The following is a 19,097-nucleotide window of genomic DNA, read 5'->3' as shown; positions in this document are numbered from 1 at the left end:
CATCAGGCACGAGATCAGCAGACACACCCCAGATCCTGCCGACAGCACACCCAACTGCCAAGCCCCTCAACGAATCTCATTCTGAAACGATCAGTTAGTGCGGCAGAGCCAAAGCGCGAAGAAGGGGCCGCTGCGCGGCACGACCCTTGCAGCGGCGGCAAGCCGCCGGACAAGCAAGAGGAGCACCCCCCGGCCTTGGTGGGCCGTGCTCCTCTTGTCTGTTCCCGCGCCCCTGGATGACCCGAGTTAGAACATGGGCCCCTGCTGCTCCGGCTCGGTCGTGGCGGGGCGTGCCATCGCGATGTAGCGGGCCGCCCTGGTGCGGCCCCAGTCGACGAGGACTCCCCGGGCGGTGAGCGTGGGCTGGAGCCGCTTGAGCCGGTCGGAGAGGACCTTGCCGGTGGTGGGCCACCCCTTGGGCAGGGGACGGCAGTCGTCGCCGCTGTAGAGGCGCGTGAGGGCGTGAAGCCACTCGGAGGAGGTCATGCGGGTCTCCACGCCCGGTTCGAGGGTGGCGGCGTGCTTGAGGACGGTCTGGGCGAGGAGGTCGCCTTCGATGACGTCGTCGTTGAGTTCGTCGAGGCTGGCCCGGTAGGCGTTCAAGGCTCCGAAGCCGGTGGCCGCGTCGAGTTGGGCGCACAGGTGGGCGAAGTCGGCCATCCGCAGGTCGGTGGGGATGTCAGCCTCGGTGGCGCGGACCGTGACCGCGAGGTCGAGGAGGGAGCCGAGGATGACGGGCAGCAGCTCTTCGAACTCGGCCCACAGCTCGGCTTCGGTGCGCCGGACGGTGGGGCGTTCGAGACGGAGCGGGAGGAGCCGTTCGGCGAGGTCAGGGCGGATGACGCCCACGTCGATGCCGGTGAGGAGGAGCGGCCGGCGGTAGCGGGCGCGGACGACGTCGCCGTCGGTGTAGAGGGCGCGTTTGATGGTTTCGGCTCCCGTGACGATGCAGCACATGAGGTCGGACAGGTCGGGGGCGAGGTGGGAGAGGTTGTCGAGGGCGGTGACCCATCCGGCGGCCACAGCGGCGATCAGGTTCTCTTCGTCCTTGGGCGCGCGGCGCAGGTCGCCGCTCATGCCTTCGATGATCCGCACGAGCATCCTTCCGCCGGTGGATTTGCCGGCGCCCTGGGGGCCGGTGAGGAACGGTGCCGGGACGGGGACGGACGGTCCGAGGCAGCCGATGAGCCAGGCGATGGCCAGGCACTCCGTCTCGGCGTTGGCGAAGTTGCATAGCCGCAGCAGGACATCGATGCCCTTGCCGTCGGTGTCCTTTGCGGGGAGCGGGAGTTCCCCGGTGAGCTGGGTCCGCCGCCAGCACACCTCCTCCGGCTCGGGGACGAGGATGTCCCAGCCGGTGGGGTGGATGCGCACGGACTGCCCGTCGTTGCGTCCCAGGTCGAGCCAGGTCGCGCCGTCGAACCCGGGCGCGACCCGGATGTGGACGGGCTGGACGTCGTTGGTCAGGGCGAGGGCTTCGATGAGGTCGAGGGCTTCCTTGAGGGCGGTGCCGTTGAACACGCCGTGTCCGTTCTCGTAGAGGCCAACCATGAGTTCCTGCCGGTGGCTACCCGAGGTGCCCTGGGAGCGGATCGGGCGCGCGACGGGGTGGCCGTTCTTCTGCGCGTACACGGTCCCGTCGGAGGTGCGGAAGTACCGGAAGTTGGCCTGCGCGTAGCCGGTGATGACTTCCCGGCCGGAGTTCTTCTCGTCGTCGGGCACGGTCACATCCCCAATGCGGTGCGGGCGTTGGCCCAGGCGATCTCGCAGTGCCGGACGGATTCGCCCTTGCCCTGCGCGGCGGTGAACAGGCGTCCGGTGTGGGCCTCGGTCAGGCAGCCGCACCGGCCGTGGGCTGACAGCACGGCCAGGAACGTCCGGTACACGCTCGTGTGGATGGCTTCGGTCGCCCCGGTGATGCGCTGCTCGGCCATGGCGATGCCCCGTTCCAGGTATGCGGGCGAGCGGTGCGGGCACTGCCCACCTCCGGCTGGCACCGCCACGGTGACGGGGCGGGTCTGTCGGACGGTGGGTTCCTTCACCATGAGCGAGCGCACGATGTCCGGCAGTACGGCCATAGTTCCGGCGCCGGGGCCGCGCCAGCGGACGTAGGACATCGCGGACTTCACGTCGACCCCGGAGCGGACCCCGTTCTTCGACTGCATGGCACCCCGGTAGATCCAGTGCTCGCCCCGCGTGGTCGGGACGATCGTGGTGGCGGGAAGGGTCTCCCAGGCCCAGGAGACGGCCTCGGCGTCGTCCAGGTCCACAACGGTCAGTCCAGCACCGCCCGGGTGATAGGCGACCGCTCCGGCCTGACGCCAAGCGCGGGCCCAGGCCGGGCCGGTGATGACGTCCGGGTCGGTGGTGGCAGCGCCCCAGGCGTGGCAGGGAGCCGGGCACTCGCAGGGCCCGGCGGCCTTCATGTGGGGCCGGTCCCCGCACGCCGAGCGGGTGCAGGTCGGGCAGTTCCCGAACGGCTCCTTCCCCTCCCGTAGCGGGAGGACGGGCAGACCGATCTCCGCGAGCCGGAGCGCCGTAAGCAGGAGTCCAGTGGCGCAGATCATGCGGCCACCTCCCCGGACCGAGCGCGGGCGAGGAAGGCTCGGCCGAGCCACTCGGAGTAGGCGGGCGGGATGGCTTCGGTAAGTTCCTCGCGGGCGTCGGTCCAGTCGATCCCCATCGCCGTCTGCATCTCGGGGACGGTGGCCTTGCCTCCACCGTCGCCGTAGGCGGCGACGTACGGGCCGTCGCGGTACTCGCCGTGCCGCCAGCCCCGGACGTAGCCCCTGTGGCGGACGTGCTGGGGCTGTACGGCGTTCCAGCGGCCCAACTCGAAGTTGCGGTGGCGGAGCACGCCGAGGCCGAACTGTTCCCCGCACAGGGTGATGTCCTTACGGACGTCGGCCTTCCCGTCGGGCTGCTCGATCACGTACGGGAGGCCGGATGCTTCGAGGAGTTCGCGGGTGGGGGCTACGAGGTCGATGTGGGTGCCGCCCCAGCCACGAGATGTGTTCGTCCCGACGGTGAGGGCGCATCCCTTCTGGCACGGCGGGGACGCGTGAACGATCTCGAACCGCCGGATCTCCCCGGACTGGATCAGTTCGGCGAGGACGGTGAGGGCGTCGTCCTGGCGGAAGGTGAAGGGGTAGTTGGGGCGGGGGCGGATGTCGACGCCGGTCACGTCGAATCCGGCGCGGTGGTAGCCCATGGCGGCGCCGCCGGCGCAGGAGAACAGATCCAGTAAGGCGGGCCGGTGGCCCTCTCGCCGGATGTCGGTCGTGTGGGTCATGCTGGTCTCTCCAGTTCGCGTTCTGGACGAGAGCGGCCCCAACCATTGGCGTGAGGGGGGCCGCTCTCGGCATGTTCGGACGGGTGAAACGGAATCCCTGCCGCAGGTTGGGCAGGGAGGCTTGGGCACCCCCTGCCGGGAGGCTCGGGGAGGGGGTTTCGGGGGTCTGACCTGCGGCGCCTCCCTGCCTCCCTGGCAGATCATTTCCGCAGGTCAAGGCCAGGGAGGCGGGTCAGGGAGGCGGTCAGGGAGTTCTCCCTGCCTCCCGGACCATGCGGGGGTCGGCTCCCTCTACTCAGCAGCGGAAGCGGAACCACTGTCCGGGCGGCTGGCGAGGAGGCGGGCGACGCGGTCGCGGCCGATGGTCATCCGGCCGTCGGACTTGTAGGGGGCGGCGGGGGTGCCGTCGAGGACGCGCTTGAGGTCGAGGAACGACCAGCCGCCGTACGCCTTCTCGTTCAGCGCGGCCAGTCGCTTGAGGACGTCCTGCGTGAGGACGCGCGGCTCAGTGCCGAGCACGGACAGGATGTCGGCGAGCGGGTCGACGGCCGGCCCGTGGTCGACGGTGTGCGCGGTGATGACGCCGTCGCGCAGGGTCTTGGCCTGCTCGGCGATCTCGGCGGCCTGCTCGGTGTCGATGTAGTGGGTTCGGACCGTGATGGATGCCTGCCCGGCGGGGATGGTGATGCCGTCGGAGGCGACCACGACGGTGCCCTTGTCGAGGCCCTGCCGGAGCAGGTGCGGTGCGGCCCCGCCGTCGACGGCCTTGTCGCCAAGGGCCATGCGGGCCTGCGACTCGGTGCCGAGCACGAGGGAGATGCGGGTGTGGGCGCCCTCACGGACGAGCTTGGGGAGGTTCTGGTCGGTCGGGTCCTGCGTGCCTTCCCACAGGGTGACGTCCACGGCCCGGCCCTGGTTGTGGATCTTCCGGACGGCCATGAAGTACCGGGAGGTGGCCTTCGACCCACCGTACGGGCGCTTGTCCGCGCCGATGGCCGGGCACATGAACGCGACCTGCGCCTCATCGACGATGCCGACGAGCGGCGTGAAGACGGTTCCGGGCGGGGCCTGGATCCGGCGCTCCATCTCCGTGACCAGCCCTTCGAGCATCTCGGTCGCTTCGATGACGTGCTCGTCGGTCGGCCCCTGGATCAGGGTCGTGGCCAGCCCATCGAACATGTCCCAGTCACCCACCCCCTTGAGGTCGGCAATCCGGAACTCCACCGTGCGGTCGAGAGCGAGCCACAGGGCCAGCGCGCGCAGGGACGCGGTCTTGCCCTGGTTCGACAGCCCCGTAATCAGGAGGTGGCGCTGGTAGACGCTCATGGCGGCAGCGTCACCGCGCAGGTCCTGACCCCACGGGGCCTTGCCCGACTTGTAGTTCGCGGTCATGGTCCCGTCGGTGACCAGCGGGGAGGGCCCAATGGGCTCGTCGAGGGCGCCGGAGTCGGCGATCCACAGCCGGACGGTACGAGCGGCGGCCGGCAGGGTGATGAAGACCTCGTGCTCGTGCCGGGCGAGGTTCTCGGCAAGCTTCCTGCGCCGTCCCTGGACCTCGGCGGTGGAGACGCCGGAGGGGAGGGTGACGTCGACTTCGACGCCGCATCCGGCGATGCGGATCGGGCCGAGCATCGCGGCCCCGGCGTCCCCCATGTCCTTGATGGCTCCCCGGAGCGGGGCGATACCGAGGTCACGCAGGGCGGTCACCACGATGGACGGGGTGATGGGTGCTCCGGCGTCGTCGCGCTGCTTGGCGGGCAGCGTCCACTGCGGCGCGGTCTGCTGGCGGCGGCCGACTCCCCACAGGGCCAGTAAAGCCAGCCACGGGCCGACCGTGAGCGCGGGCCCCCACACGACGGTGGCCACGACCACCACCATGCGGATCGCTTCAATCACCGAGCCGATCGGGGCGAGGACCCAGGAGACGTCCTTGTTGGCTATGGCCAGCACGATTCCGAGCAGGAGCAGGCCACCGACGGTGAGGCCGGTGCCGACGCCCACGCTTTTGGCGAGGTCGGGGGCGGAGCGGAGCAGGTCCATGCGCCGGTTGTGGCGGCCGGAGCGGAAGCGCTGCAGCCGGTCCTCCCACTCCTTGGCCTCCTCGAAGTTCCCGCCCGCCTCGGCGGCCCGGATCATCCGCTCGTAGCGGGACGCGGTCCGTCCGTCCCAGGTCCGCTTCGCCGTGATCCTCGTGCCGCCGATGACGTACATGCCGTGGCGGGCGACCAGCCGGGCGGCGGTGCGGGTCTGCTCGCTGGTCACGGCCGTTCGCACACCGGATGCGGTGCGCTTCCACACCCGCACCGGCCGGACCGTGCCGGTGGCGGCCGGCGTCGGGGTGGGGGAAGCCGCGGTAACCGTGTCGGTCGAGGTCGAGGGGTCTTTGAACAGGGGGACGACGTTGTCGGTCATGCTGAAAGCTCCTGCTCTCACTGACTAGCTCGGGGTGGGTAGGGCCCGGGGCGGCCGGCGTTCTTTGGCGAGAGGGACGGCCGCCCCGGGGCACAGTTACTTCGTCTTGAGGTTCTTGACGCGGGCCTTGCGTGCGGCCTTCTCGGCCTCGGCCAGGTCGGCGGCGTGCTGGACTTCGCGTTCGCGGGCACCGTCGACGATCCGCTCGAACTTGCGCTCCAGGTCGCCCTGGTAGACGGTCTGGCTGGCGATACCACGCTTGGCCATCCGAGCGGTCAGCCACGCCATCTTGGCGACCTCACCAGCGGTGAACTTCGGGTCCTTCGCCATCACGGGCTCCCTGTCTGGGGCCGGTCTGTCCGGCTCCCCTCACCACCCGCCACGCGGGCGGGCGGATCGGGCAGCCGTCAGCTAGCGGAGCTTGCGGGCGAGCCACTCCAGGCGCTTGGCCTCACGCTCATCGGCATCGACCTGCCGGTTCATGCGTCGGGTATCCCGGTTGGGCAGAGCCGTGATCCGGTAGTTGTTGTGCAGCGCGCGCACCACGTCGCCTGCCGTCTGAGGCCGGGAGTACTGGACGCCGTGGACCAGTTCGTGCACGAGGGTGATGGCCGTCTCCCGGCGATCCGTCCCGCAGGCCTTGGCGTTGATGACGATCAGGACCCCGTTCGGGCCGAGCGTCGTGCACCCGTACACGGCATCGGCGTACCGGTACTGGCGCTCCAGACTGCGCCCTCCCAGCAGGCCTTCGTGCGCCCGCTGGACGGTGTCCTCCATGCCCGCGCGGTCGGTGACCACGATCTCCAAGGCGGCCAGACGCTCCCGCATCTGCTCCTTGACGAGCGCGGCGGCCTGCTCGGCCGACGCTTCGACCTGCGCGAGGACCGACGCATGCCGACCGGCCAGCTTGTATCCCCTGATCTTCATGCGCCACTCCCACGGGATCGACGGGCCTTGCGCACGTTCTTCACGGCCTGCGTCCCACTCGGGCTACCGACCGACTTCACAACCGTGTGCACGGCCCAGCCGAGGACCAGTGCGAGGAAGGCCAGGAAGGCGATGTTGGCGGCGATCGCGGTCAGGGCGGCGATCAGGAGCGGGCCGAAGTACACGCCGGCCGCCACCGTCCCGGCGCCGATGCCGGAGCCGAGCGCGATGCGCTGGACGGTCCGGTCGGGCGGGGCCTGGTGGATGTGCTGGTGCACGACTTGCGGCCCGGCGTACGCGGCGGGCAGCGTGCCGGGGTTGGCGTAGACGTGGGTGCCGTCCGGGAGCCGGACGACGCTGGCGTGCGCGGGGAGTTCGGGCAGGTGATTCACGGTCAGCCCCCTTCGGGGTAGGCACAGGGAACGCACATGCCGAGCGAGGCCGGTATGACGTACCCGGCATCGCGGCGGCACTGCGGGCAGGTACGGCGGGCGGTATTGGCCTTGGCCAGCGCGGCGGTCTTGGCTGGGGTCATCGGACGGACCGGCTTGGCCTGGTCGACGCGGTAGAGGAACGCGGCGAGCGGGCCGCGCCGGAAGCGGGGGCGCAGGACCTGACCGGCGATGTCCTGACCGCCGGGGCGCAGGCCGAGGGCCCGTAACTGCCGGCGGGTGGCGAGACCGTCGGGTGCCAGACGCCACGGGAAGGTGGGCAGGCCGTGGACTCTTCCCGTCGGATCGTGGCAGTCGGCGAACGACAGGCTCATCCGGCCACCGCCGCCGCGTCGCGCTCACGTTCTGCCTTCAAGGCCTCCCGCACGATCCGAGCATTGGCCGGGGAAGTGCGCAGGGCCTTGCGGATCCCTTCACCAGTCAGCTTCTCGATCGGCCACGACTCCGTCAGGCTCCGCGCTTCACCGAGCAGCTCCACGTCTGTGCGGGTCGGTCGGGTCGATCGGGCGGCTGCCGGGACTCGACCGGTCGTCCGACGAGGACGCGGCGACTCAGCCGCCGCGACGAGCTGCGGGCGCTCCTCGATCGCCTCGACCGGGACGGTGGTGGAAGAGTCCACGGCCCGCTTCGGCTCCGGCAGCTCGACCGGCGGTTCGCCCTGCTCAGGGGTGGACCGATTTACGGTGATCTGAGTTGATTCCTGAGCGGCCGGTTCGATCGGGGGCTTGTGGTGGAGGACTTTGGCGACGAGGTCGGAGCCGAAGTAGATCGACCCGACCGGCAGTGACGTCGCCAGCAGTACGAGCGCCCAGTTCGCGGGGTCCCAGTCGGCCAGTCGGGTCCAGTCGATCGACTCGGAGTGCAGCTCGGGCAGGAGTCCGTGGACGTAGTTCAGGACCAGCGATGCGAGCGTGTAGGCGGCCAGCACCCGCAGGGCGAACCGGCGGGCATCGCCGGTCAGCGTGAGCGCGGCGACCAGTGCGAGGGCCATCAGGCCGTCGACCACGAACGGGTACAGCGTCGCCGCCGTCCCATCCGCGCCGATGGCCTTGGCCACGTCCCGCAGTGCGTTCCAGGAGACACGGAACGCCATGGCGACCACGATCACCAGGGCGAGGACGAGGGCGGCTTTCGCCTTGCGGTTCATGCTGCCCGGTTCTCCAGCGCGGTCCGCGCCGCCAGGACCTGCCGGCGGGCCCGGCGGATCCGCTGCTCGTCCACCTCGGTGGGCGTCCGGTCCAGTGTCATGATCTGCGCGTCCAGCAGGTCGCGCTCCGCCAGGATCAGCGGCATCTCCTGCTCGATCGCGTTCAGCTCCGCGTCCGTCGGCTCCAGGTCGTCGGACCACGGGGTAACGATGCTTTGAAGTGCAGCGATGGACTTCACGGGTCTTGCTCCTTCTGTGGAGGAACGGGACTCAGCAGCCCCCGGCGTTGGAGCGCCGGGGGCTGCACTTCGTTGGTGGGTGGAGCGGTACGTGCTCGGCTCCCTGCGACCCCGCCCGTACGGCGCCGAAACGCAGTACGGGCGGAGGAGGCAACCGGCCGCAGTGAACTGCGGCGGTGCTGATCTGTGGTGTCTCTTTCGGGGACGCGGCTGCCGGTTCAAGGAACAGCTCGCTAGGGCCCCGTTGTAGGCAGAGACCTGACCTTTCGGTCTGCCGTACGGACTGACCAGGGCCGCAAGCGGCTGTCCGCCATCCTCAACCCGCTCTGTCCCGGGCCCCTGTCCCCTGAGCTGCACCGATGCGTGGCACAGCTCTCCCGTTCAGCCTGACTTACTTGGCTAGCCTGGTGGGCATGAGGAAAACATAGCCAGCTTGGCTAGTCACGTCAACATGTGGCTATCCAGGCTGCTCAAATAGTCAGGTTGGCCGTAGCATCAGCTCATGACGTTTGCGCTTGAAGCCCTGGACCCGGACGACGACCGGCCCCCGTACGAGCAGGTGGCGCGCAGCCTCGGGGCTGCGATCAGGACGAGGAAGCTCGCACCAGGCGAGAAGCTCCCGTCACACAAGATGCTGACCGATCACTACGGCTTCGCTCGGGCGACCGTCCAGCGGGCGCTGCGCGACCTCGAAGACGAGGGCCTCGTCGTCTCGCGCAAGGGGAGCGGGGTCTTCGTCCGGAACCGGACTGAGCGGCCGGCGGGTCTGCGGCCCTATGTTGAGCAGGCCTTCGCCAGTCGGAACGTGACGATCGACTTCGCGGGCTTCTCCAGCGAGACGCTGCACGGTGCGCTGCAAGAGCCGCTCGACAAGATCCGCATCGGACGTCTCACCCCGACAAGCATCCGCATTCGCATCCTGGTGCCGGACATGGCGGTTCCGCAGGCCGCTCCCGTGCGGCGCGAGGACTGTGCGGATGACCCCAGGCTCCGCGCCCGCATGCACGACATCATGGTCGGCTACACCCGGAGCATCTCGGACGCCATGAGCGAACTCAGCCACCTTGGGCTGGTTCAGGAGAGCAGCGTCAGAGTCCGTGTCCACAGCGGTACGCAGTTCTTCAAGCTCTACGTGGTCAACAACGAGGACGCCTTCTTCGGGTACTACCCGATCCGGCCGAACAAGGTGGTCGCGCAGGGCGAGGCCATTGAGATCTTCGACCTGGTCGGCAAGGACACGATCCTCTTCCACCACTCGATCAACGACGGCGACTCCTCGGGCGGCGCTCAGCAGGTTGAGCAGGCCCGTATGTGGTTCGACAGCATCTGGGAGACGATTGCGAGGGACGCTGATGCAGCCACGCTCTGAGGCCCTGGCCGACGTACTCAGTGCGTCCCGTGCTGTCCTCTTCGACTTTGACGGACCTATCTGCGACGTGTTCCGCGGACTGCCGGCGCCCGGTGTCGCGGAGGAGCTGGCGGACCTCGTCGCCCTGCACGCCCCACACCTCGGGGATCGGGCGCGCGCGACGGATGACCCTATGGAAGTGCACCGGATCTCCCAGGAAGGCGGGACCGCGCTGCTTGGGGTGGTGGAGGACGCTCTTACCTCTGCGGAACTCCGTGCGGTCAAGGTCGCCGGCCCGCCTGTGGAGGGGGCCGTCCAGGCGCTTCACGCGGCACGTGATGCAAAGTGGCGCGTCGCCGTGGTCAGTAACAACTCTGCCGACTGCGTGAAAAAATTTCTGGCGATCAATGGCGTCGCCGGCGTGGTGGACGAGGTGATCGGGCGGCCCAGGCTCCGGCCGGACCTCATGAAGCCAGCGCCGTATCCGCTCGTCGTCGCCGCGCGGGCCCTCGGCGTCGAGCCCGCAGAAACGGTCCTCATCGGGGACGCTGTGACCGACATCGAGGCGGCCAGGGCAGCCGCTGCACGGAGCATCGGATTTGCCAACAAGCCGCTGAAGCGGTCGACCCTGGCTGATGCTGGGGCCGACGTCGTCATCATGGAAATGCAGGCTGTGGCGGATGCGCTTGTCTTGCTGGGGCCGTCGGATCGACAGGCCTAGGACACGGCCGGTCAGGGCCCGCGTCCCCAGGTGTCCGGCATAGCCTTCCTTCTGCTGCGAATCACCCGCGTGAGTACCAACCTCGCCGGGCACCTAGGCCGGGTGGCGGGGCTCTGCATGCGGGGGTGCGGCGCCGTGAACACACTGGGGCCATGCCTGCGTCGAACGTGGAGCCGGCCAGCCCGGAGCCGCACACCCTGCCGAAGTCGTCCTTCCTGGGCCGGGCCGCTTACATCGCGGCGCCAGGTACCGCTGTTATCGGGCTGCTCTACTACATCGGCAGCACCTACAACAATGCCTACTACTCCTCATTCGGGGTACCGGAGGCCGATCTGCAGTTCTCCGTGCAGGACCACTTGGTCAAGAGCACACTTGCGGTTTTGCTGCCCCTCTGGTTGCTGCTCGCGTGCGGGCTCGTTGTGGTGCTGACGTTCGGCTGGATTAAGCAAGTGCTGGCTCGTCCCGGGAACGAGGCCCGGCGCAGCTTGGTGATCCGCTGGCTGCTCGGCCTCGGCCTGCTGACGCTTGTGATGGGGTTCCTGGTCACGCTCTTGGACTGGTTGTCACCGCTCGACGCCTGGGTCCGCCAACTCCTGCCGCCCCTGATGGTGGCACTCGGCGCCAGCATGGCTTTCTTAGCTGTCCAGCTTCGCCTGGATCAGGGCAGGGGTGAAGGGAACCTGCGGCCCCTCACCGGAGACCGGATGTGGCTGGAGGCCGGTGCCCTGCTGATCGGGCTGGTGGCCGTGAGCCTGTTCGTGGACGCGGGGCGGTACACGAGGCTGTTGGGTCGCACCGACGCCATCCGCGCTGGGGAAACAGGCTACGTGGGGAGCCCGAGTGTGGTGATCTATTCGAAAGTGCCGATCACCCACCACGCCTATGGAATCCTGTACGTCGACCTGGGCAGCGGGAGCGGGCCGTACCGACACCAGTACCGCGGCTTCCGGATCCTCGTGAAGGCGCCAACCCGCTTCTACCTCGTCTCCTACGCCGCGCGGTTCGAAGACCGCGTCATGGTGGTGCTGCCCGACGATGACACCCTGCGAGTGGAGATCAAGCCGTGACCGGGCCACTCAGCTGATCTCGACCTCGGGCGAGCCGTCGAACCGTGATCCCCGCTGGCGGTACTGCGTCATCGCCCGAAGGGACGCACGAGTTCGTGGACGACGCACTGTAGGACATTGCGGCGCAGGGCCTGTCACCTGCAAGAACGGGCTCCCGGTCGGCCGTCCCCGGGCCGTCCCTGGGCCGTCGGAGGGGGCCCAGGGACGGCCAACGACGACCAATGACGGCCAGGACGGTCAGGTGCCGCTGTGGCTGGAGCCCAGTTCAGGGGCCCTGACCATACGCGTTTCCCCCGAGGTATGGACGCCTGGCAAGATGGGGTGTATCTGCCCACCCACGATCTGCCGGACGGTTTCTCTTGGCTGAGTTCATCTACACCATGCGCAAGACGCGCAAGGCGCACGGCGACAAGGTGATTCTCGATGACGTCTTCCTGAACTTCCTGCCCGGCGCGAAGATCGGTGTGGTCGGCCCGAACGGTGCCGGTAAGTCCACCGTTCTGAAGATCATGGCGGGCCTGGAGCAGCCGTCCAACGGCGAGGCGTACCTCTCGCCCGGCTTCAGCGTGGGCATCCTCATGCAGGAGCCCAAGCTCGACGAGTCGAAGACCGTCCTGGAGAACGTCCAGGACGGCGCCGCCGAGACCATGAAGAAGCTCAACCGCTTCAACGAGGTCGCCGAGCTGATGGCGACCGACTACTCGGACGCGCTCCTCGACGAGATGGGCAAGCTGCAGGACGACCTGGACCACTCCAACGCCTGGGACCTCGATGCCCAGCTGGAGCAGGCCATGGACGCCCTCGGCTGCCCCCCCGGCGACTGGCCGGTCACCAACCTCTCCGGTGGCGAGAAGCGCCGCGTGGCGCTCTGCAAGCTGCTGATCGAGGCGCCCGACCTGCTCCTCCTCGACGAGCCCACCAACCACCTCGACGCCGAGTCGGTGAACTGGCTGGAGCAGCACCTCTCGCAGTACAAGGGCGCCGTGGTGGCCGTCACCCACGACCGCTACTTCCTGAACAACGTCGCCGAGTGGATCCTGGAACTCGACCGCGGCCGCGCGCACCCGTACGAGGGCAACTACTCCACCTACCTGGAGAAGAAGGCCCAGCGCCTCAAGGTCGAGGGCCGCAAGGACGAGAAGCGCCAGAAGCGCCTCAAGGAAGAGCTGGAGTGGGTGCGGTCCAACGCCAAGGGGCGTCAGACCAAGTCCAAGGCCCGCCTGGCCCGCTACGAGGAAATGGCGGCCGAGGCGGACAAGATGCGGAAGCTGGACTTCGAGGAGATCCAGATCCCGCCGGGCCCGCGCCTCGGTTCCATCGTCGTCGAGGTCAACAACCTCTCCAAGGCCTTCGGCGACAAGGTCCTGATCGACGACCTGTCCTTCACTCTGCCGCGCAACGGCATCGTGGGCATCATCGGTCCGAACGGCGCCGGCAAGACCACGCTGTTCAAGATGATCCAGGGCCTGGAGACGCCGGACTCCGGCGCCATCAAGGTCGGCGAGACCGTCAAGATCTCGTACGTGGACCAGAGCCGCGCCAACATCGACCCCAAGAAGACCCTCTGGGCGGTCGTGTCGGACGAGCTCGACTACATCAACGTCGGCCAGGTCGAGATGCCGTCCCGCGCGTACGTCAGCGCCTTCGGCTTCAAGGGCCCGGACCAGCAGAAGCCGGCCGGCGTCCTGTCCGGTGGTGAGCGCAACCGGCTCAACCTGGCGCTGACGCTCAAGGAGGGCGGCAACCTGCTGCTCCTCGACGAGCCCACGAACGACCTCGACGTCGAGACGCTCTCCTCGCTGGAGAACGCCCTGCTCGAATTCCCCGGTGCGGCCGTGGTCATCTCCCACGACCGCTGGTTCCTGGACCGGGTCGCCACCCACATCCTCGCCTACGAGGGCGAGTCCAAGTGGTACTGGTTCGAAGGCAACTTCGAGTCCTACGAGAAGAACAAGATCGAGCGTCTCGGCCCGGACGCGGCCCGTCCGCACCGCGCCACGTACAAGAAGCTCACCCGAGGCTGAGGTCGCGACCATGGCCAGACACCACTACCGGTGCCCCCTGCGCTGGTCGGACATGGACTCCTTCGGCCATGTGAACAACGTGGTCTTCCTCCGCTACCTGGAGGAGGCGAGGATCGACTTCATGTTCCGGCTGGCGCCGGGGGAGGGCAGCGAGTCCTTCACGGGCGGGTCCGTCGTGGCCCGGCACGAGATCGACTACAAGTTGCCCCTCGTGCACCGTCACGAGCCGGTGCTCATCGAGTCCTGGGTGATCCGGATAGGCGCCGCGTCCCTGACCATCGGCTACGAGGTCAAGGACGAGGCGACCGGCGACGAGCCCGAGAAGGTCTACGTGCGTGCCTCGACCGTGGTCGTGCCCTACAACCTCGCCGAGGGCCGGCCGCGCCGGATCACGGCCGAGGAGAAGCACTTCCTGGAGAAGTACCTGGACGAGCCGACCGGCCCGGAAGGACGCCTCGCGGCATGAACGAGCCGTTGCGCTTCGCCGACTCCGGGGAGGCGGCCGACCTCGCCGCCTTCCTGGGCCGGCTGGTGCACTACGACCGGGCCGCCGCCGTCCGCCTCCAGGCGGGCGGCGGCGCGCTCGCGGTCTTCGGGCGGCCGCCGTCCTTCGAGGTCCTGGCCATCCGTACGGTGCGGCTCGCCGCACCCCTCGCCGCGCCGCTGGACCTGACCGTCTCCGCCGGTGAACTGCTGGAGTCCGTGGACGAGGCGGCCGCTTCGGCCGCCGTGCCCGGGCCGGTCACCGGCCCGCCCTGGGCCGGGGTGCTGCCGCCCCGCGGCGGCTGGCGGGAGCTGGCCGGCCTGCCCGCGCCGGAGGGCGTACGGGCGGCCGTGGCGGCTTCCGTGGCGGAGTTCCGGGCCCGTGACGAGGCCCTGCCCCCGCAGCACCGCACACGGTCCGAGCGGGACCGCATCGGCCGCGAGATCTGGTCCCGGACGCTGGGCGACACCGAACTCCCGCTGCGCGCCGCACACGCCGCGCAGTCCCTGGGCTTCCTGCGGCCGGTACGGTCCGCCGTGCCCGCCCCCGCGGTCGCGAACGCCGCGCCCGGGTCCGGTGGCGCGTCCGCGTCCGGTGGTGCTTCCGCCCCCGCCCCGCTGGCACTGCTCGCCTCAGGGAGCTGGCTCCGGCTGCGTACCCCGTACGGCTCCGTCGCCACCCGCCGCCCCGGAGACGCAGGCGGTCTCGGCGCCTTCCAGGTCCGTCCGGTCTGAACCGCCGGGCCCACGGGACCCCGCGCGGGCCGGCTTCCTAGCCGGCCGTGTTGATCATCGACGCCGCCGCGTACGTCAGGTACTTCCACAGCTGCGCCTCGTGCTCCGGCGCCAGCCCCAGCTCGTCCAACGCGACCCGCATGTGCTTCAGCCAGGCGTCGTGCGCCGCCGCGTCCACCTGGAAGGGCGCGTGCCGCATCCGCAGGCGCGGGTGCCCCCGGTGCTCGCTGTACGTGGTCGGGCCGCCCCAGTACTGCATCAGGAACAGCGCGAACCGCTCCTCGGCCGGGCCCAGGTCCTCCTCCGGGTACATCGGGCGCAGCAGCGGGTCCTGCGCGACGCCCTCGTAGAAGCGCCGGACGAGACGGCGGAAGGTGTCCTCGCCGCCCACCTGCTCGTAGAAGGTCTGCTCCTGCAGCGTGCCCCGCGGAATCTCATTCACCCGACCATCGTCTCAGACGCCCGGACGGAGGACCCGGGTCCTAGGACCCCCGCCGAGGTCCCCCGGCAGCCACCCGTCGGCCTCGCGAAAGCCTCCCGGAACACCGCGGAACACCGCGGGGTCGCACGCGGGAGCCACCCGCAGCACAGTGGAGACATGGGCGCACACACCCCACGTACCGCGGCCCGCGATCTGCGGGAGACCGCGCACGCCGCCCAGGTGCGGGAGCTCACGGCCGCCGGGGCGCTGGACGACCCGGCCTGGCGGGCGGCCTTCGCCGCCGTGCCCCGGCACGTCTTCGTCCCCTACTTCTGGACCGGCCGCGGCGCCGGTCACGAACGCCTGTGGGCGGAAGACCCCGACCCCGAGCAGCGGGCCCGCTGGCTGCGCGGGGTCTACACCGACACCCCGCTCGCGACCAGGCTGCGCGACGGCGAACTGCTCTCCTCCAGCAGCCAGCCCTCCCTCATGGCGAAGATGCTGGAGGCGCTGGAGGTGCGCGACGGCGACAACGTGCTGGAGATCGGCGCCGGCACCGGCTACAACGCCGCCCTCCTGTGCCACCGCCTCGGCGACGGCCTCGTCACCACCGTCGACCTGGACGAGGAGATCACCGAGTCCGCGCGGGCCCACCTGGCCCGGCTCGGCTACCGGCCCGCCGTGGTCACCGGCGACGGGGCGCGCGGCTGCCCGTCCCGGGGGCCGTTCGACCGGATCATGGTCACCTGCACCCTGCCCCTGATCCCGCCCGCCTGGCTCGGCCAGTGCCGCCCCGGCGCGAGGATCCTGGCCCCGCTGTCGACGGGTCTGATCGCCCTCACGGTCCGGGACCCGGCCTTCGCCGAGGGCCGCTTCCTGCACACCCCGGCGTACTTCGTCCCCCTGCGCGGGGCCACCGCCTCGCCGCCCCCGCCGGCGGACGCGGTGCGGGGCCTCCCGTACGAGATGGTGGAGAACGAGCGCTTCCAGTTCATGCTCGTCCTCACCTGGGGCGTACTGCACCCCCGCGAGGCGCTGGACCTCTGGCGCGCCGAGGGCCGCCCCCCGCGCGAGCGCTTCGGCGTGACGGTCACCCCCGAAGGCCAGTGGTCCTGGCTCGACGACCCCCAGGGCCCGTACATCTGGCCCCTGCCCCCGCCCGACCCGGCCGCCTCCTAGAGCGCGTGTCTTTCGGTTCGTGCCGGGGCCGCGGCGCCCGGTCCCGTGCGCTGCTCCGCGCGCGGGACGTGGTGTCCCGTCGCCGGACCGTCGGCGGGCCGGCGACGGCCGGATGGGGCAGCGTGGGGCGCATGGCTTCCGGAACGCGTCCTCTCGCCGTGGTGGCCTGCCTCTTCACGGCGGTGCAGCTCCTGCTCGTGGTCCCCGGGTCCGGTATCGGGTGGGACGAGGCGGTCTACGCCAGCCAGGTCAGCCCGTACGTGCCGGCCGCCTTCTTCAGCGCCCCGCGTGCCCGCGGGATCACCTTCCTGGCCGCCCCCGCCGCCGCGCTCAGCCAGGACCCGATCGCCCTGCGGGTGTGGTTCGCGCTGCTCTCCGGGGGAGCGCTCTTCGGGTCGTTCCGAATCTGGCTGACGATCCTGCGGCCCGCGGTCGTGGTGGCGGCGGCCGGGCTGTTCGCGAGCCTGTGGATCACCCTGCTCTACGGCTCGCAGGCCATGCCCAACCTGTGGGTGGCCTACGGGGCCGTCGTGGCGGTCGCCTGCTTCCTGCTGCCGCCCTCGCGCCGCACGCACACGGGCCTCGCCGCCGCCCTGGCCCTGATCGCGCTCATGCGCCCCTCCGACGCGCTCTGGCTGGCCCTGCCCCTCGCGGCGGCCGGGCTCGCCGCCCGCACACCGGTCCGGCTGCTCCCGCTCGCCGCCGGGGTGGGGCTGGGCGCACTGCCGTGGGTGGTGGAGGCGCACCTGCGCTACGGCGGGCTCGCGGCCCGGTTGCACCGGGCCGGGGAGATCCAGGGAGGTTTCAGCGGGCAGTTCGCCTTCGGCGCCCAGCTGCGGGCCCTGTCCGGCCGTACGCTGTGCCGCCCGTGCAGCGACGTGGCGTGGGGCCGTCCCGAGCTCGCCCTGTGGTGGTTCGCCCTGCCGGTGGTCGTCGCGGCCGGGATCGCCGTCGCACGCGGCCGCCGCCGGCCGCTGGTGCTGGCCACCGCGGCGGCCGTCTCCGTATCGGTGCCGTACCTGTTCCTCATCGGGTACGCGGCGCCCCGCTTCCTGCTGCCGGCGTACGCGCTGCTCGCCCTACCCGCGGCGCAGGCCCTCGTGCACGCCGCCCGGACCTGGCCCCGGCCCGCCGCGGCCGCCCTCGCCGTCGCCCTGGCCGGGCACCTCGCCGTCCAGTACGCGGTGCTCCACCGGGCGGCGGACCGCTACCGGGACGTGCGCACGGCGTACGCGCGGACCGCCGCGGAGCTGCACCGGCACGGCGTACGCGCGCCCTGCACGGTCAGCGGCCACGAGGCGGTCCGCGTGGCCTACGCGCTGGGCTGCTCCTCGCGGCAGGTCGGTGGCCACGACGGGAGCATCGACGCGGACGGGCTCCGGGCGATGGCCTGCGGCCGGCCGGTGGTGCTGCTGATGTCCGGCGGCGCACCGCCTCCGGCGTTCGCCCGCGCATGGCGTCCCCACGGTCTGAGCCCGCTCCCGGGCACCCGCTCCCTGCACGCCTACCTGCCCCCGGCCTGCGCCGGCCCGGACGACCGGGGCGGGCATGACCCGGGCGACCCGGCCCTGATCCGCCGGGACGAGCCCGGTGCGGCGTCCGATCCGGAGGGGTCCGGTCGGAGGGTCAGCCGCGGCGAATGGTGATCGTGGTCCAGGCGCCCACGTGGACGCGGTCGCCGTCGGTGAGGGGGACCGGGACGTAGGGCTGGATGGGGTCTTCGCCGCCGTTGATGGTGGTGCCGTTGGTCGAGTTCTGGTCGACCACCGCCCAGCTGCTGTCGGGCTGCTGGACGAGGACGGCGTGCTGGTGGGAGACGCCCGGGTCCTCCGGCGGGACCGAGAGGTCGATGTCCGGGGACTCGCCCGTGGAGGCGCGGCGGCGGCCGATGGTGATCTGGCCGCCGGAGAGCGGGAGGTGCTGCTCCGGGGAGTAGGCGGGCAGGTTGAGGCCGGCCGCCTCGGGGCCGCTGCGCTGCATCATCGCCATGAAGTACGAGCGGTCGGGGCCGATCGTCGCGCTCCAGGACCCGCCGTGCGGCGAGTAGGGCTGGTGCTGCTGCTGCTGCTGGGGCGGCGGCTGCTGTTGGCGCTGCGGGGCCGGGGGCTGCTGCTGGTACTGGTGCGTCTGCTGCGGGTACTCCCGCTGGTGCTGCTGCTGCGGCGGCGGGGGCTGCTGCTGGTACTGGGGCTGCTCGTGCCCGGGGGGCGGCAGCAGCCAGTCGTCCTCGCGCTGCAGCGGCTCGGCCGGCCGGTTGACCCGGGACGGGCGCGAGCCCTGGTAGTCGAAGTGGTCCTGGGAGTACGGCGCCGAGGACTGACCGGGCGGCGGGGGCGCGCTCGCGCCGGCGCCGTGGGCGCCCGCGTCCGGGGCCGGCGGGGCGTACGAAGTCGGCGTACGCGTCAGGAAGTTGTACCGACACTCCTCGCAGAACGGGGCCATGGCCTCGCGCGGGGTGCGGCACTGCGGGCAGAGCTCTGCCTGGGCGGTCGGGGCGCCGCCGGTCGGGGGGAAGCCGTAGCCGTAGGAGGGCGCCGCGGGCGCCCCCTCCGTGGCAGCCATGCGGTGGCCGCAGACCTCGCACCAGTCGTCGGAGGCGGACTGGTGCCCGTTCGGGCAGGTCGGCATGGCGGCGCTTCCCCCTTCTTCT

At 70.7% G+C, this 19,097-nt stretch carries 20 protein-coding genes; 8 read left to right on the top strand and 12 right to left on the bottom strand.

The window, feature by feature from the left end; all coding sequences use genetic code 11:
* Nucleotides 1-246: 246 nt before the first annotated feature.
* From ACWFQ8_RS21400 to ACWFQ8_RS21355, 10 genes are all read right to left on the bottom strand, one after another.
* Nucleotides 247-1,722 carry an ATP-binding protein gene (locus ACWFQ8_RS21400; RefSeq protein WP_453787840.1) on the bottom strand — a complete coding sequence of 492 codons (1,476 nt, stop codon included), beginning with the start codon at nucleotides 1,720-1,722 and terminating at the stop codon, nucleotides 247-249.
* Between the two features lie 2 nt (nucleotides 1,723-1,724).
* Nucleotides 1,725-2,567: a bifunctional DNA primase/polymerase gene (locus ACWFQ8_RS21395; protein ID WP_453787839.1), complete on the bottom strand. Its 843-nt coding sequence runs from the start codon at nucleotides 2,565-2,567 to the stop codon at nucleotides 1,725-1,727.
* Nucleotides 2,564-3,292, bottom strand: coding sequence for a DNA methylase (locus ACWFQ8_RS21390; RefSeq protein WP_453787838.1), 729 nt, complete (start codon nucleotides 3,290-3,292; stop codon nucleotides 2,564-2,566). Before ACWFQ8_RS21390 ends, ACWFQ8_RS21395 begins: the two co-directional genes overlap by 4 nt.
* A 291-nt stretch (nucleotides 3,293-3,583) precedes the next feature.
* On the bottom strand, nucleotides 3,584-5,704 hold the full coding sequence (locus tag ACWFQ8_RS21385; RefSeq protein ID WP_453787837.1) for an FtsK/SpoIIIE domain-containing protein: 2,121 nt from the start codon (nucleotides 5,702-5,704) through the stop codon (nucleotides 3,584-3,586).
* 96 nt (nucleotides 5,705-5,800) lie between these two features.
* Nucleotides 5,801-6,034, bottom strand: coding sequence for a DUF6257 family protein (locus ACWFQ8_RS21380; protein WP_453787836.1), 234 nt, complete (start codon nucleotides 6,032-6,034; stop codon nucleotides 5,801-5,803).
* An 81-nt stretch (nucleotides 6,035-6,115) separates the two neighbouring features.
* A complete protein-coding gene (locus tag ACWFQ8_RS21375) occupies nucleotides 6,116-6,631 on the bottom strand; it encodes a hypothetical protein (protein ID WP_453787835.1) in 516 nt (171 codons plus the stop codon).
* Nucleotides 6,628-7,014 (bottom strand): DUF6251 family protein, encoded by a 387-nt coding sequence (locus ACWFQ8_RS21370; RefSeq protein ID WP_453787843.1) that lies wholly within the window; start codon nucleotides 7,012-7,014, stop codon nucleotides 6,628-6,630. Before ACWFQ8_RS21370 ends, ACWFQ8_RS21375 begins: the two co-directional genes overlap by 4 nt.
* Before the next feature lie 11 nt (nucleotides 7,015-7,025).
* A complete protein-coding gene (locus ACWFQ8_RS21365) occupies nucleotides 7,026-7,397 on the bottom strand; it encodes an RRQRL motif-containing zinc-binding protein (RefSeq protein ID WP_453787834.1) in 372 nt (123 codons plus the stop codon).
* Nucleotides 7,394-8,230 (bottom strand): DUF2637 domain-containing protein, encoded by an 837-nt coding sequence (locus tag ACWFQ8_RS21360; RefSeq protein WP_453787833.1) that lies wholly within the window; start codon nucleotides 8,228-8,230, stop codon nucleotides 7,394-7,396. Before ACWFQ8_RS21360 ends, ACWFQ8_RS21365 begins: the two co-directional genes overlap by 4 nt.
* Nucleotides 8,227-8,469: a DUF6284 family protein gene (locus ACWFQ8_RS21355; RefSeq protein WP_453787832.1), complete on the bottom strand. Its 243-nt coding sequence runs from the start codon at nucleotides 8,467-8,469 to the stop codon at nucleotides 8,227-8,229. The genes ACWFQ8_RS21360 and ACWFQ8_RS21355 overlap by 4 nt, the downstream gene beginning before the upstream one ends.
* Before the next feature lie 502 nt (nucleotides 8,470-8,971).
* Here ACWFQ8_RS21355 and ACWFQ8_RS21350 point away from each other — a divergent pair.
* From ACWFQ8_RS21350 to ACWFQ8_RS21325, 6 genes are all read left to right on the top strand, one after another.
* Entirely contained in the window at nucleotides 8,972-9,838 is an 867-nt protein-coding gene (locus ACWFQ8_RS21350; protein ID WP_453787831.1) for a GntR family transcriptional regulator, read from the top strand.
* Nucleotides 9,822-10,538: an HAD family hydrolase gene (locus tag ACWFQ8_RS21345; protein ID WP_453787830.1), complete on the top strand. Its 717-nt coding sequence runs from the start codon at nucleotides 9,822-9,824 to the stop codon at nucleotides 10,536-10,538. Before ACWFQ8_RS21350 ends, ACWFQ8_RS21345 begins: the two co-directional genes overlap by 17 nt.
* Before the next feature lie 152 nt (nucleotides 10,539-10,690).
* The gene (locus ACWFQ8_RS21340; RefSeq protein WP_453787829.1) at nucleotides 10,691-11,605 is read left to right on the top strand and encodes a hypothetical protein; all 915 of its coding nucleotides are present in this window, start codon (nucleotides 10,691-10,693) and stop codon (nucleotides 11,603-11,605) included.
* Between the two features lie 359 nt (nucleotides 11,606-11,964).
* On the top strand, nucleotides 11,965-13,629 hold the full coding sequence (gene ettA, locus ACWFQ8_RS21335; RefSeq protein WP_453787828.1) for an energy-dependent translational throttle protein EttA: 1,665 nt from the start codon (nucleotides 11,965-11,967) through the stop codon (nucleotides 13,627-13,629).
* Nucleotides 13,630-13,639: 10 nt separating this feature from the next.
* On the top strand, nucleotides 13,640-14,095 hold the full coding sequence (locus ACWFQ8_RS21330; RefSeq protein ID WP_453787827.1) for an acyl-CoA thioesterase: 456 nt from the start codon (nucleotides 13,640-13,642) through the stop codon (nucleotides 14,093-14,095).
* On the top strand, nucleotides 14,092-14,847 hold the full coding sequence (locus ACWFQ8_RS21325) for a hypothetical protein (RefSeq protein WP_453787826.1): 756 nt from the start codon (nucleotides 14,092-14,094) through the stop codon (nucleotides 14,845-14,847). The genes ACWFQ8_RS21330 and ACWFQ8_RS21325 overlap by 4 nt, the downstream gene beginning before the upstream one ends.
* A gap of 37 nt (nucleotides 14,848-14,884) precedes the next feature.
* On the opposite strand, the gene ACWFQ8_RS21320 is transcribed toward ACWFQ8_RS21325, so the two are convergent.
* Complete coding sequence (locus ACWFQ8_RS21320; protein WP_453787825.1) at nucleotides 14,885-15,289, bottom strand: globin; 405 nt, start codon at nucleotides 15,287-15,289, stop codon at nucleotides 14,885-14,887.
* Nucleotides 15,290-15,445: 156 nt separating this feature from the next.
* Between ACWFQ8_RS21320 and ACWFQ8_RS21315 the strand changes: the two genes are divergently transcribed.
* Both ACWFQ8_RS21315 and ACWFQ8_RS21310 read left to right on the top strand, forming a co-directional pair.
* Nucleotides 15,446-16,447, top strand: coding sequence for a methyltransferase domain-containing protein (locus ACWFQ8_RS21315; protein WP_453787824.1), 1,002 nt, complete (start codon nucleotides 15,446-15,448; stop codon nucleotides 16,445-16,447).
* Nucleotides 16,448-16,578: 131 nt separating this feature from the next.
* The gene (locus ACWFQ8_RS21310) at nucleotides 16,579-18,093 is read left to right on the top strand and encodes a hypothetical protein (RefSeq protein ID WP_453787823.1); all 1,515 of its coding nucleotides are present in this window, start codon (nucleotides 16,579-16,581) and stop codon (nucleotides 18,091-18,093) included.
* Here the strand turns inward: ACWFQ8_RS21310 and ACWFQ8_RS21305 are convergent.
* Nucleotides 18,074-19,075, bottom strand: a complete 1,002-nt coding sequence (locus ACWFQ8_RS21305) for an FHA domain-containing protein (protein ID WP_453787822.1) — start codon at nucleotides 19,073-19,075, stop codon at nucleotides 18,074-18,076. The two genes, ACWFQ8_RS21310 and ACWFQ8_RS21305, sit on opposite strands and share 20 nt — an antisense overlap.
* Nucleotides 19,076-19,097 lie beyond the last annotated feature (22 nt).

Source organism: Streptomyces sp. NPDC055254, assembly GCF_053606025.1.
The sequence above is the reverse complement of the archived record's forward strand: the minus strand, read 5'-3'. Positions and strand labels throughout refer to the sequence as shown.

What these genes read in the sequence shown, in the direction of transcription:
- ACWFQ8_RS21395 (WP_453787839.1), bottom strand. Translation starts at nt 2,567, where the DNA reads ATGATCTGCGCCACTGGACTCCTGCTTACGGCGCTCCGGCTCGCGGAG.
- ACWFQ8_RS21390 (WP_453787838.1), bottom strand. Translation starts at nt 3,292, where the DNA reads ATGACCCACACGACCGACATCCGGCGAGAGGGCCACCGGCCCGCCTTA.
- ACWFQ8_RS21385 (WP_453787837.1), bottom strand. Translation starts at nt 5,704, where the DNA reads ATGACCGACAACGTCGTCCCCCTGTTCAAAGACCCCTCGACCTCGACC.
- ACWFQ8_RS21380 (WP_453787836.1), bottom strand. Translation starts at nt 6,034, where the DNA reads ATGGCGAAGGACCCGAAGTTCACCGCTGGTGAGGTCGCCAAGATGGCG.
- ACWFQ8_RS21375 (WP_453787835.1), bottom strand. Translation starts at nt 6,631, where the DNA reads ATGAAGATCAGGGGATACAAGCTGGCCGGTCGGCATGCGTCGGTCCTC.
- ACWFQ8_RS21365 (WP_453787834.1), bottom strand. Translation starts at nt 7,397, where the DNA reads ATGAGCCTGTCGTTCGCCGACTGCCACGATCCGACGGGAAGAGTCCAC.
- ACWFQ8_RS21360 (WP_453787833.1), bottom strand. Translation starts at nt 8,230, where the DNA reads ATGAACCGCAAGGCGAAAGCCGCCCTCGTCCTCGCCCTGGTGATCGTG.
- ACWFQ8_RS21350 (WP_453787831.1), top strand. Translation starts at nt 8,972, where the DNA reads ATGACGTTTGCGCTTGAAGCCCTGGACCCGGACGACGACCGGCCCCCG.
- ACWFQ8_RS21345 (WP_453787830.1), top strand. Translation starts at nt 9,822, where the DNA reads ATGCAGCCACGCTCTGAGGCCCTGGCCGACGTACTCAGTGCGTCCCGT.
- ACWFQ8_RS21340 (WP_453787829.1), top strand. Translation starts at nt 10,691, where the DNA reads ATGCCTGCGTCGAACGTGGAGCCGGCCAGCCCGGAGCCGCACACCCTG.
- ACWFQ8_RS21330 (WP_453787827.1), top strand. Translation starts at nt 13,640, where the DNA reads ATGGCCAGACACCACTACCGGTGCCCCCTGCGCTGGTCGGACATGGAC.
- ACWFQ8_RS21325 (WP_453787826.1), top strand. Translation starts at nt 14,092, where the DNA reads ATGAACGAGCCGTTGCGCTTCGCCGACTCCGGGGAGGCGGCCGACCTC.
- ACWFQ8_RS21315 (WP_453787824.1), top strand. Translation starts at nt 15,446, where the DNA reads ATGGGCGCACACACCCCACGTACCGCGGCCCGCGATCTGCGGGAGACC.
- ACWFQ8_RS21310 (WP_453787823.1), top strand. Translation starts at nt 16,579, where the DNA reads ATGGCTTCCGGAACGCGTCCTCTCGCCGTGGTGGCCTGCCTCTTCACG.
- ACWFQ8_RS21305 (WP_453787822.1), bottom strand. Translation starts at nt 19,075, where the DNA reads ATGCCGACCTGCCCGAACGGGCACCAGTCCGCCTCCGACGACTGGTGC.